The organism is Methylobacterium sp. WL18 (genome assembly GCF_008040015.1).
GTDB lineage: Bacteria > Pseudomonadota > Alphaproteobacteria > Rhizobiales > Beijerinckiaceae > Methylobacterium > Methylobacterium mesophilicum.
The window spans coordinates 1-12410 of sequence record NZ_VRVD01000080.1; the positions used below are offsets into that span (position 1 = coordinate 1).

The 12410-nt window shown below is 68.7% G+C and carries 11 protein-coding genes; 9 read left to right on the forward strand and 2 right to left on the reverse strand.

The window, feature by feature from the left end:
- The first annotated feature begins 267 nt into the window (after positions 1-267).
- Positions 268-2343, forward strand: coding sequence for a M3 family metallopeptidase (locus FV228_RS09370; RefSeq protein WP_147854369.1), 2076 nt, complete (start codon positions 268-270; stop codon positions 2341-2343).
- Positions 2344-2427: 84 nt separating this feature from the next.
- A complete protein-coding gene (locus FV228_RS09375) occupies positions 2428-3324 on the forward strand; it encodes a hypothetical protein (RefSeq protein WP_147854370.1) in 897 nt (298 codons plus the stop codon).
- 22 nt (positions 3325-3346) lie between these two features.
- Here FV228_RS09375 and FV228_RS09380 read toward each other — a convergent pair whose 3' ends face one another.
- Positions 3347-3565, reverse strand: coding sequence for a hypothetical protein (locus FV228_RS09380; protein ID WP_147854371.1), 219 nt, complete (start codon positions 3563-3565; stop codon positions 3347-3349).
- A 220-nt stretch (positions 3566-3785) separates the two neighbouring features.
- Entirely contained in the window at positions 3786-4178 is a 393-nt protein-coding gene (locus FV228_RS09385) for a DUF2267 domain-containing protein (RefSeq protein WP_147854372.1), read from the reverse strand.
- A 311-nt stretch (positions 4179-4489) separates the two neighbouring features.
- Between FV228_RS09385 and FV228_RS09390 the strand changes: the two genes are divergently transcribed.
- The 7 genes from FV228_RS09390 (at position 4490) to FV228_RS09420 (ending at position 12407) form a co-directional block, all read left to right on the forward strand.
- Positions 4490-5089 carry a cysteine hydrolase family protein gene (locus FV228_RS09390; RefSeq protein ID WP_147854373.1) on the forward strand — a complete coding sequence of 200 codons (600 nt, stop codon included), beginning with the start codon at positions 4490-4492 and terminating at the stop codon, positions 5087-5089.
- A 186-nt stretch (positions 5090-5275) separates the two neighbouring features.
- Positions 5276-7006 (forward strand): ubiquinone-dependent pyruvate dehydrogenase, encoded by a 1731-nt coding sequence (gene poxB / locus FV228_RS09395; RefSeq protein ID WP_147854374.1) that lies wholly within the window; start codon positions 5276-5278, stop codon positions 7004-7006.
- Positions 7007-7072: 66 nt separating this feature from the next.
- Positions 7073-7816: a (Fe-S)-binding protein gene (locus FV228_RS09400; RefSeq protein WP_147854375.1), complete on the forward strand. Its 744-nt coding sequence runs from the start codon at positions 7073-7075 to the stop codon at positions 7814-7816.
- Positions 7813-9426 (forward strand): lactate utilization protein B, encoded by a 1614-nt coding sequence (locus tag FV228_RS09405; protein WP_147854376.1) that lies wholly within the window; start codon positions 7813-7815, stop codon positions 9424-9426. The genes FV228_RS09400 and FV228_RS09405 overlap by 4 nt, the downstream gene beginning before the upstream one ends.
- Positions 9423-10031 carry an LUD domain-containing protein gene (locus FV228_RS09410; protein ID WP_147854377.1) on the forward strand — a complete coding sequence of 203 codons (609 nt, stop codon included), beginning with the start codon at positions 9423-9425 and terminating at the stop codon, positions 10029-10031. Before FV228_RS09405 ends, FV228_RS09410 begins: the two co-directional genes overlap by 4 nt.
- Before the next feature lie 70 nt (positions 10032-10101).
- Positions 10102-10962, forward strand: a complete 861-nt coding sequence (locus FV228_RS09415) for a transglutaminase family protein (RefSeq protein WP_147854378.1) — start codon at positions 10102-10104, stop codon at positions 10960-10962.
- A gap of 65 nt (positions 10963-11027) precedes the next feature.
- Complete coding sequence (locus tag FV228_RS09420; protein WP_147854379.1) at positions 11028-12407, forward strand: ethanolamine ammonia-lyase subunit EutB; 1380 nt, start codon at positions 11028-11030, stop codon at positions 12405-12407.
- Positions 12408-12410 lie beyond the last annotated feature (3 nt).

The following is a 12410-nucleotide window of genomic DNA, read 5'->3' on the forward strand; positions in this document are numbered from 1 at the left end:
GCACCGGGGAGGGCAGCCGGCGCCCACAGGCCCAGCGCGAGGACGCCGCGCGCCAGAAGAGTCGTCGGTCGGAGGAGCGGCATGAGACCTCGAAGCGTGGGCGTGGGACGGGAGGAAACGAACGGAACCGCATTCGGATCGCTCCGACCCTGTTGACGGGGCCGCCTATCGGGCCTCTGTCTTCCGGGACGCGGCCGCGGACCCCATCTCGCGGCCTCACGGGGCGGACCGAAGGCACGGTCCGGCCGACGCACCACCGAGGATCGAATGGCGGACGTAGCTGATGCCGGGCTCCCGAGCCTGCCGCAGGACAATCCCTTCCGCGACGCCCAGTGGAGCACGCCCTACGGCCTGCCGCCGTTCGAGCGGATCCAGGCCGCGCATTATATGCCGGCCTTCGAGGCCGCGCTCGCCGCCCACGAATCCGAGATCCAGGGCATCGCGGCCGACACGGCGCCCGCGACCTTCGCCAACACCGTCGCGGCGATGGAGCGGGCCGGTCAGGCCCTCGAGCGGGTCGCCGGCGTCTTCTACAACCTGACCGGCAGCCACACGAACCCGGATCTGCAGGCGATCGAGCGGGCGATCGGCCCGAAGCTCGCCCGGCACGGCAGCGCCATCTATCTCAACCCGCAGCTCTGGGCGCGCATCTCGGCCGTCGACGCCGAAGCGGAGGAGCTCGGGCCGGAAGAGCGCCGGGTGCTCGACCGCTACCGCATCCGCTTCCGTCGTGCAGGCGCCGAGTTGGGCTCGGACGACAAGGCACGCATCGCCGAGATCGCCGCCCGGATGTCGGAACTCGGGACCCAGTTCAGCCAGAACCTGCTCGCCGACGAGAGCAGCTTCACCCTGCCGCTCACCGGCGAGGACGACCTGGCCGGCCTGCCGCCGTTCCTGCGCGCCGCCGCCGAGAGCGCGGCCCGGGAGCGCGGCCTGGATGGTCACGTGATCACCCTGTCGCGCTCGCTGATCGAGCCGTTCCTGGTGTTCTCCACCCGGCGCGACCTGCGTGAGAAGGCCTACGCGGCCTGGACCCGCCGCGGCGAGAACGGCGGCGCCACCGACAACCGCGCGATCATCGTCGAGATGGTCGGGCTGCGCGCCGAGCACGCGCGTCTGCTCGGCTTCGACAGCTTCGCGCATTTCAAGCTCGACGACACGATGGCGGCGAGCCCCGACGCCGCCATGGAGCTGCTGCGCGACGTCTGGACCCCGGCCCGGGCGCGGGCGGGCGAGGAGCGCGAGCGGCTCCAGGCGATCGTCCAGCAGGAGGGCCACAACTTTGCGCTCCAGGAGCATGATTGGCGCCACTACACCGAGAAGCTGCGGCGGGCCGAGCACGACCTCGATGAGAGCGAGGTGAAGGCCTACCTGCCCCTCGACGGGATGATCCAGGCGGCCTTCGATACGGCATCCCGGCTGTTCGGGCTGACCTTCGAGGAGCTGTCCGACGTGCCGCGCTACCACCCCGACGTGCGGGTCTGGCGGGTCGGCAACCCGGACGGGTCCGAGGTCGGGCTGTTCCTGGGCGATTACTTCGCCCGCTCCTCGAAGCGCTCCGGCGCCTGGATGAGCGCGTTCCGCTCCCAGGAGCGCCTGAACGGCACGGTCACGCCGGTGATCGTCAACGTGATGAACTTCGCCAAGGCGCCCGCCGGCGAGAGCGCGCTCCTGTCCTTCGACGACGCCCGCACCCTGTTCCACGAGTTCGGCCACGCCCTGCACGGCCTCCTGTCGGACGTGACCTACCCGCTGCTCTCCGGGACATCGGTGTCGCGCGATTTCGTCGAGTTGCCGTCCCAGCTCTACGAGCATTGGCTGGAGCAGCCTGAGGTTCTGAAGGCTCATGCCCGGCACCACCGCACCGGTGAGCCGATGCCCGACGCGCTGCTGCGCAAGCTCCTGGCGGCGCGCACCTTCAACCAGGGCTTCGCCACGATCGAATACACCGCCTCGGCGATCGTCGACATGACGCTCCACCTCTCGGCAGGCGGTGAATCCGGCCTCGACGTGCCGGCCTTCGAAGCGGACGCCCTGCAGCGGATCGGCATGCCGGCCGAGATCAGCATGCGCCACCGGACGCCACACTTCGCCCACATCTTCTCGGGGGACGGCTACGCGGCCGGTTACTACAGCTATCTCTGGTCCGAGGTGCTGGATGCCGACGCCTTCGATGCCTTTAAGGAGGCCGGCGACATCTTCGACCCGGAGACGGCGAAGCGGCTGCGGACCTTCGTGTACGGCGCCGGCAACCTGCGCGACCCGCGTGACGCCTACACCGCCTTCCGCGGCCGAATGCCGAGCATCGCGCCGCTTTTGAAGAAGCGGGGTCTCGCGGCCTGAGGCGGGGACGGCCGGTAAGGGTTTCGTAAACAAACGTCCTTAACGAACGCTTGCAGGCGGACCCTGCAGACGGAGTTGGGGGCGATGACGAAGATTGAAGCCAAGCCGGCCCTCTCTCCCGACGAGCTGCTGAAGGCCGTCGTGGCGGGCAAGGCGGTTCCGAAGCCCGAGCCCGTCGCCGCACCTGCGGCAGCGCGATTCGCGATGCCGTCCCTGGCAGGTCCAGAGGTCCGGCGCTACGCGATCGCTGGCACCGCCCTGGCGCTCGGTCTGGTTCTGGGCTTCGCCGCACGTCCCGGCTCCGGCGGCGCGCCGAGCGACGCCGTCCTGGCGCTGAGCACGACCGTCGATGCCGGCCGGACCGAAACCGCCCGGCTCGGCGCCGACATCGCCCAGCTCCATCAGGTGCTCGCCGACCTGCGCGCCGCCACCGACACCGCCCGCAAGGAGGCCGGCAGCCGCAGCGGCGCCCTGGGCGAGCGCCTGACCCAGATCGATAAGAACCTGAATGCCAAGACCGCCGCCCTGAGCGAGCGCCTCGAGCAGGCCGAGCGCGAGCACAGTGGGCGGATCGCCAACCTCGCTGCGCAACTGGAGCGTCGCGCGTCCGTCGCGGCGTCGGCCGTGAAGGCCGAGCCGACACAGACCGGGAGCCTCGCCGACACCCGCCCGGCCGACGCGAAGGTCACCGAGGCGAAAGCCGTCGATGCCAAAAGCGCGGAGGCCAGGAGCGCAGAGGCGAAGGCTTCGGAGGCCAAGCCGAAGGCGGTCGCGGCCGAGAAACCCCCGGTGATCGACGGCTGGGCTGTCCGCGACGTCTACGACGGGGCGGCGATTCTGGAGAACAGACGCCGCCGCATCGTCGAGGTCGGGCCGGGAGACCTGCTGCCGGGTATCGGCCGGGTCGAGGGTGTCGAGCGCCGCGGTCGGGAGTGGGTCGTGGTGACCCGTCAGGGCCTCGTCACGTCCCAGCCCTGGTAAGCCGACTGCTTAACACGCTGCGTCAGCGTCCCTGGAAGGTCGCCGAGGCGAGTTCGTCGCTGGAGCCGGGGAAGCGCGGTTCGATCGTCAGCGGATCGGCCAAGGCGGACGCGCGCTCGGCCCGGCGCCGCCCGTGGCGCAGGGCGCGGGTTTGCGCGGCTCGGGTCGGGTGCAGGATTGCCGCGAGCAGCGCCTGGCCCTCGAAGGCGGTATCCAGATTCTTGGCTTCGAAGACGGGCATGGCCGGCCTACCTGAGTGCAATCCGGTCACCTGCCGAAGGCGATGACCCGAATTGCATCCCGAATAACGGGGAACGCGTGGACGGGTTCCGCCAAGCTCTGACGGCGAAACCACTTTTTTACGATCGTTCAGGAACGGCGCGAAAACGGTGCGGCGGCGCACGTGCCGCCGGCGAAAACCGGGTCCCGAAGGCGTTTGCCCGCTCCCGGGACCTTGTTCGTCAGACGAACTGGTTGAGGCCCGGGATCGAACCGATGATCGGTCCCATGGCATCTTCGCCGACCTTCTCGCGGCCGAAGGCGAACAGCTCCTGGCCGAGCGGCTGCATCTGGCCCATGGGAACACCGGCGCCCATCAGCTTCTGGCCCAGCGCCATGACGCCGCCGCCGCCCATCATGCCGCCGAGCATGCCCATGAGGCCGCCGCCGCCGCTCTCTCCGGCATTCGATTCGGCCACGAGCGCTTCGGAGCCGGGCAGCGCGGCCATGAGCTGGCCCACCTCGGATTCCGGCCCCTCCTTCTGCAGGAAGGCCAGGATGTGCCCGATTGCCGTCTGCGCGGTCGCGGCGTCGAGCCCGGTGCGGGCGGTGACGCGGGCGAGCAATTCTTCCATGACGCTGATCTCTTCGACGCTGATCTCTTAGGAACGTTTCCAGACGTCCTTCGACTCTGGGGCGCCGGAAATCAAGCGCGGCTCCCGACTTCGCTGGGAAACACCGGCCCGGACGATGCGCGGAACATCCGGGCGCCCCGAGAGTCAGCGCAGGCGCCGACGCGGCCTTGCGACTCACGGCGAGCCGTGGCCTCGTAGACGGCGAAACAGGCAGGAACAGAGTCGATCCTCGGAAGGTCCGCCGCGGCTCCAGCCGTGGCCCGATCGGGACCACTCCGGCGGATCGATCACGCGCGCATCGGGAGACACGGGTGAGCGATCTCAAGACCCTACGCGGCCTCTCCGGCCTCAGCCCCGAGCCCGCCAGCCTGAAGAAGGCCGCGCTTGTCCTCATCGACATCCAGAACACGTATCGCGAGGGCGTGATGCGCCTGTCCGGCGTCGAGCCGGCCGTCGCGGAGGCCGCGATCCTTCTCAAGCGGGCCCGGGAATCCGGCGTGCCGGTCTTCCACATCCAGCACAATGCCGGCCCCGGCTCGCCCTACGACATCACCGCGGAGATCGGACAGATCTCACCGGAGGTCGCGCCACAGGGCGGGGAGGCCGTGATCACCAAAGCCTTCCCGAGCTCCTTCGTGGGCACGGATCTGGAGGATCGGCTCAAGCGGGCAGGCGTCACCGACCTCATCCTGGCCGGCTTCATGACCCACATGTGCGTCAACTCGACGGCGCGTTCCGCCTTCAACCTCGGCTTCCATCCCACCGTGGTCGCCTCGGCGACCGCGACGCGCGATTTGCCGGCGCCCGACGGCTCGGTGGTGCCGGCGGCCCAGCTACAGGCCGCAAGCCTCGCGGGCCTCGGCGACCTGTTCGCCGTGATCGCCCGCGACGTGGACGCGGTCCGCCCCTGATCGTTCGACGGGGATAGTATTTTCTCCGAAACCCGGGCGCGAACATTCGGGGTTAGACTCCGAAATCTCCGGTTCTGCCGCCTTGACTGCTGCATCGGACATGTGTGCGATGCAGCATCGGGCCGAGAGCGGCGGAACATCACCGCCGGCCGCACAGTTCGGCTCCGAAAATGCGGAGCTTGAACCATGCGCATCGAGAACGTCGCCGACCTGATTGCCGAGACCCTTCAGGAGGCCGGCGTCGCGCGAATCTACGGCGTTGTCGGCGACAGCCTGAACGGCATCACCGAGGCGCTGCGCGCGCGGGGAAAGATCGACTGGATCCACACCCGCCACGAGGAGGCGGCGGCCTTCGCGGCGAGCGCCGAGGCGCAGGTCACCGGCAAGCTCGCCGTGTGCGCGGGTTCGTGCGGCCCCGGCAACCTGCACCTGATCAACGGGCTCTACGACGCGCACCGGAGCCGGACCCCGGTCCTGGCGATCGCCGCGCAGATCCCGTCGGCCGAGATCGGCTCGGGCTATTTCCAGGAGACCCGCCCGACCGAGCTGTTCCGCGAGTGCAGCCATTATTGCGAGCTGATCTCCGACCCGTCGCAGATGCCGTTCGTGCTCGAGAACGCGATCCGCGCCGCGGTCGGGGAGGGGGGCGTCGCCGTCATCGTCATCCCGGGCGATGTGGCGCTGCGCGATGCGCCCAAGCGCGCGCCGGCCACCCGGGCCGGGCTTATCCCGGCCAAGCCTGTCGTACGCCCGGCGGATGCCGAACTCGATGCGCTGGCGGCCCTGCTCAACGCCGGCAAGCGCGTGACGCTGCTGTGCGGACGCGGCTGCGCCGGCGCCCATTCCGAACTGTTGCAACTCGCCGAGGCGCTCAAGAGCCCGGTCGTGCACGCGCTCGGCGGCAAGGAGTATGTCGAATTCGACAACCCCTACGATGTCGGCATGACCGGACTGATCGGGTTCTCGTCCGGCTACGCCGCCATGATGGCGTGCGACACCCTGCTGATGCTGGGCACCGGGTTCCCGTACAAGCAATTCTACCCGCAGGACGCGAAGATCGCCCAGGTCGACCTGCGCCCCTCCGAACTCGGCCGCCGCTGCCGCATCGAGCACGGGCTCGTGGGCGATGTCGGCGCGACGATCCGCGCCCTGCTGCCGCGCCTGAAGCCGAAGGCCGACCGGTCGTTCCTGGATGCCAGCCTGAAGCACTACGCCAAGGCCCGCGCCGGCCTCGACGACCTCGCTACGGCCAAGCCCGGCGGCCCGCTCCATCCGCAATATCTGGCGAAGACGATCAGCGAGGCGGCCGCGGACGACGCGATCTTCACCGCCGACGTCGGCACCCCGACGATCTGGGCGGCGCGCTACCTGGCGATGAACGGCAAACGGCGCCTTCTCGGCTCCTGGGTCCACGGCTCGATGGCCAACGCCTTGTCGCATGGGATCGGCGCCCAGGCCGCGGAGCCGAACCGGCAGGTGATCGCGCTCTGCGGCGACGGTGGGTTCGCCATGCTGATGGGCGATTTCCTAACGCTCCGCCAGCATCGGCTACCGCTGAAAGTCGTGGTGTTCAACAACGGCACCCTCGGCTTCGTTGAGCTGGAGATGAAGGCGGCGGGTTACCTCGAGACCGGCGTCGCGCTCGACAATCCGGACTTCGCCGCGATGTCGCGGGCCGCCGGCATCTTCGCCCTGCGGGTCGAGGACCCGGCCGAGCTGCCGGGCGCCATGCGCGAGTTCCTGGCCTTCGACGGCCCCTCGCTGCTCGATGTGCGAACCGCCCGCAACGAGCTCTCAATGCCGCCCAAGATCGATGGGCAGCAGGTGAAGGGCTTCAGCCTCTACGTGCTGCGGGCCGTGATGGATGGGCGCGGTGACGCAGTTCTCGACCTCGCCAAAACCAACCTCATCCGGTAGACCTCACTTGGTATTCTAGACCCGTTCCAGTTCAAGGGAGCGGGCGATCCAGGGAGGTTCCGGACCATGCGGGTCGGCCTGTTCGTGCCGTGCTACGTCGACGCTTTCGAGCCGGAAGTCGGGATCGCCACGCTGGAATTGCTGGAGCGGGTCGGTTGTACGGTGGAATACCCGTTCGACCAGACCTGCTGCGGCCAGCCCATGGCCAACACCGGCTGCCACGCCGAGGCCGCCGCCACCGAGGCCCTGTTCGTAAAGAATTTCTCGGATTTCGACTACGTGGTGGCGCCCTCCGGGTCCTGCGTGCACCAGGTCCGCGAGCACCTCACTGCGATCCCGCAGACGGACGAGGTCAAGAAGGTCCGGGCCAGCACCTACGAACTCGTGGAGTTCCTACACGACGTGCTGAAGATCGAGGCGCTGCCCTGGGCCGAGTTCCCGCACAAGGTCGCCTATCACGGCAATTGCAACGCGCTACGCGGCATCCACCATGCGCGGCCGTCCGAGATCGTGAAGCCGTACTTCTCGAAGCCCCTCGACCTCCTTCGCCTCGTGAAGGGCGTCGAGCTGGTCGACCTCGCCCGGCCGGACGAGTGCTGCGGCTTCGGCGGCACCTTCTCGGTTTTCGAGCCCGCGGTCTCGGCCAAGATGGGCTACGACAAGGTCGCCGACCAGAACCGGGCCGGGGCGCAGTACGTGGTCTCGGCCGATTCCTCGTGCCTGATGCACCAGAAGGGCTGCGCCGAGCGCCTCGGCCTGCCGCTCCGCTATATCCACATCGCGCAAGTGCTGAACGGAGCCGCCGCATGAGCGTCGAGGATCTGAACCCGCGCGCCCGCGAGGGCATCATCCATCCGGAAGTCCGCGCCGACGACGACGAGAGCGAGCGCGGCCAGGATGGCGGCCGCCTCCAGCACGCGGAGGCCGCGACCAAGCCGATCCGCGCGCCGCAGACCCGCGAGAAGCAGCCGCGCGGCGCCAAGATCCGGGGCGACCGGCCGATCGACCAGGCCGAAGCCGCCGAGCGCTTCCTCGCCGCGCCGCTCCACCAGGCCGCCCACGACGAGCGCCTGTGGGACCTGCGCAAGAAGCGCGATACCTCGGCCCACGGCATCCCGGAATGGGAGGAGCTGCGCGAACTCGCCTCCGCCATCAAGGCGCACACGCTCACCCATCTCGACCAGTATCTCGAGCAGTTCGAGGCCGCCGCGAAGGCCAACGGCGTGCAGGTCCACTGGGCCGCGGACGGCGCCGACCACAACCGCATCGTCCTGGAGATCCTGCGCAGCCGCGGTGCCAAGACCCTGGTGAAGTCGAAGTCGATGCTCACCGAGGAATGCGGCTTCCGCCACCACATGGCGGCCAACGGCATCGAGATCATCGAGACCGATCTGGGCGAGCGCATCCAGCAGCTCGACAACGAGGAGCCGAGCCACATCGTGGCGCCCGCGGTCCACAAGACCCGGATGGACGTGGCGGAAGTCTTCGCCAAGACGCTCGGCACCGACCCGGACAACGACGACGCCCATTACCTCGCCGAAAGCCAGCGCGAGACGACACGGCCCTACATTCTGAAGGCCGATGCCGGCATGACCGGCTGCAACTTCGCCATCGCGGAGACCGGCACCGTCGTCACCTGCACCAACGAGGGCAATGCCGACTTGTCCGGCAACGTCCCGCCGCTGCAGATCCACTCGATCGGCATCGAGAAGATCATCCCCAAGGTCGAGCATCTCGGGGTGTTCATCCGGCTGCTGTCGCGCTCGGCGCTCGGCTCGCCGATCACCCAGTATACTTCGCATTTCCGCGGACCCCGCAAGGGCACCGAGATGCACATGGTGCTGGTCGATAACGGCCGCTCGGCCCGGCTCGGGCTGGAGGAGTTCTGGACCTCGCTGAAGTGCATCCGCTGCGGCGCCTGCATGAACACCTGTCCGGTCTACCGGCGTTCGGGCGGCCTCTCCTACGGGGCGACCTATTCGGGCCCGATCGGGTTGATCATCGACCCGACCTTCAACAAGCGGAAATACTCGACCCTGCCGTTCTCCTCGACGATGAACGGCTCCTGCACCAACGTCTGCCCGGTCAAGATCAACATCCACGAGCAGATCTTCGCCTGGCGCAAGGTCCTGGTCGAGGAGCATCACATCCCGGCGCTCAAGCAGGGAATGATGAAGGCCGCAGGTGCGGTCCTGTCTCGGCCCGCCGCCTATCGGGCAGCGATCGGCGCCGCGGATTCGGCGCTGAAGGTGCTGCCGCGCTTCGCCGTCTACAACCCGCTCAACACCTGGGGGAAGAAGCGCGAGATGCCGGATGCGCCGCGCCAGACCTTCCACGCCTGGTACAAGCAGAACCGGATGCAGAAGGCGGTCAAAAACACCGCTGCCAAGGAGACCGCTGCGAAGGACACGGCCCGATGAGCGCGCGCGCGGACATCCTGGCGGCGCTTAAGGCGAACCGTCCGGCGGGCGATTATCCGCTGCCGAGCGTCCCGGACTTCACGCCGCTGGTCGGCGACGATCTGATCGAGGAGTTCGGCGACCGGCTGAAGCGCATGGGCGGCCGGATCGAGGACGGTCGCACCGGCGACCCGCTGGCGGGCGTGCGCGGGCGGCTGGCGGAATCGAAGGTGATCGCCTCCGCGGTCCCTGAGATCGACGGCAACCGCGACCTTCGGGCGGTGCGGTACCCGCAGGAGGTCGAGGACGTCGACGTGGCGGTGGTGCGCGCCGTGTTCGGCATCGCCGAGACCGGCTCGGTGTTGTTCACGGAGGGCGAGCTGATCGTGAACGCCGTCGCCTACCTGGCCCAGCACCTGATCGTGCTGCTCGATCCCGCCGACATCCTCCCCAACGTGCAGGAGGCCTACAAGCGACCGGAATTCGGCCGCTCCGCCTACGCGGTGCTGCATACGGGACCTTCGGCCACCGCCGACATCGAGGGCGTGCTGATCCACGGCGCGCAGGGCGTGCGCTCGCTCACCGTCCTGTTGCTGCCGCGCGCCGCAGAAAGATCGGTCTCCTGAGCCGGAACCGCCGATAAGGCGCGCACCTTGCTTGGACAGCGATCATCTCGTCGCCCGGCAAGGAGATCCGATGCGCTATACCCTCGGCTGCAGCCTGTCGTACAATATTCTCTCGGACACGACCTTCATCTTCAATTTGGAGGTGGCCAAGCTGAGAAGCGTCGAGATCCTCAGCGAGAGCCTGGTGCTCACGCCGAACCTGAAGCGCGATCTCTACACCACGCCCGACCTTCTGAACCGCTATCTCGGCGTCAACGTGCCGATGGGCCAGTTCGCCCTGGAGTATAATGCGGAGGTCGATCTGACCGTCCACCGGGCCGACCCGGCGACCATCAGCGAGACCCCGATCGGCGAACTGCCGCTCGACATCCTGCCGTTCCTGCTGCCGAGCCGGTTCGTCTCCTCCGATCGGCTGACGCCCTACGCGCAGGCCGAGTTCGGCGCGCTGCCCAAGGGCCACAGCCGGGTCAACGAGATCTGCAACTGGATCCACGACCACATCACCTACCAGCCCGGCACGAGCGACGGCGAGACCACGGCCGACGAGTCGCTCCTGAAGCGGGCCGGCGTCTGCCGCGACTTCGCGCATATCGGCACGGCGTTCTGCCGGGCGCTCGGGATCCCGGCCCGGTTCGTGAGCTGCTATGCGCACGGCCTCGTGCCGAGCGATTTCCATGCGGTGTTCGAAGCCTATCTCGACGGGCGCTGGTGGCTGTTCGACGCGACCCGTCAGGCGGATCTCGACGGGCTGGTGCGCATCGGCGTCGGGCGCGACGCCGCCGAGATCGCCTTCTCGACGCCGTTCGGCAACATGCAGCCGGTCAACCAGCAGGTCCGGATCCAGCGCACGGACGGGCAGGGCAGCCCGATGCCGCGCACCGTCGATGCCATCTCCACAGAGGTCCCCGCACCGAATGCCGGTGCGGCCTGAACGGACAGAAGCATCGGATCACGCTATCCTGTGATCCTCGGAAAGCAAGGACGGGGTGAAACCGCATGGCCTACCGCCACGTCGTCGGCCCGCGCACCCACGTCTTCGGTGACCTCGCCACCCTGATGGCCAAGGCGACGCCTGTCCGCTCCGGCGACCGGCTCGCCGGGGTCGCGGCCGAATCCGCCGAGGAGAATGCGGCGGCGCGCTGGTGCCTCGCGGAGGTGCCGCTCTCCGAGATCCTGGCCCGGCCGCTGATCCCGTACGAGCAGGACGACGTCACCCGGCTGATCCTCGACACGCACGATGCCGCCGCCTTCCGGGAGATCGCCCACCTCACGGTCGGCGATTTCCGCGAGTTCCTGCTGACCGCCACCCCGGCGGTCCTGACCCGGATCGCACCGGGCGTAACGCCGGAGATCGCCGCTGCGGTCTCGAAGATCATGCGCAACCAGGACCTCATTTCCGTGGCGCGCAAGGCCCGGGTGGTCACCCGGTTCCGCAACACGATCGGGCTGCCGGGCACGCTGGCGGTACGGCTGCAGCCCAATCATCCGACCGACGATCCGAAGGGGATCACCGCAGCGATCCTCGACGGGCTCACCCTCGGCTGCGGCGACGCCGTAATCGGCATCAACCCGGCCTCGGATTCGGTCCAGGCGCTCGGCGACCTGCTCCACCTCCTCGACGGGGTGATCCGGAAGCACGCGATTCCCACCCAGGCCTGTGTGCTCACCCACGTCACCACCACGCTCGCCGCCATGGAGCGCGGCCTGCCGGTCGACCTCGTGTTCCAGTCGATCGCCGGGACCGAGAAGGCCAATGCCGGCTTCGGGGTGACGCTCGCTTTGCTCAAGGAGGCCCACGAGGCCGCGCTCGCCCTCAAGCGCGGCCCGCTCGGCGACAACTGCATGTATTTCGAGACCGGGCAGGGCTCCGCGCTTTCGGCCGATGCCCATCACGGCATCGACCAGCAGACCCTGGAGGCCCGGGCCTACGCGGTCGCCCGGCCGTTCCGGCCGCTCCTGGTCAACACCGTCGTGGGCTTCATCGGGCCCGAATATCTCTACGACGGCAAGGAGATCATCCGGGCCGGGCTGGAGGACCATTTCTGCGGCAAGCTCATGGGCGTGCCGCTCGGCGTCGACGTCTGCTACACCAACCACGCCGAGGCCGATCAGGACGACATGGACACGCTGCTGACGCTGCTCGGCGCGGCCGGCTGCACCTACATCATGGGCGTCCCGGGGGCCGACGACGTGATGCTGAACTACCAATCCACGTCGTTCCACGATTCCCTCTACCTCCGCGAGGTGCTGGGCTTGAAGCGCGCCCCCGAATTCGAGGCCTGGCTGCACGGCATCGGGCTGACCGACGGGGCCGGCGCCCTGCTGCCGGGATCGGGCGCGCCGCTCCTCACCGCCGCGCCGGACCTCGCCGCGTGAGCG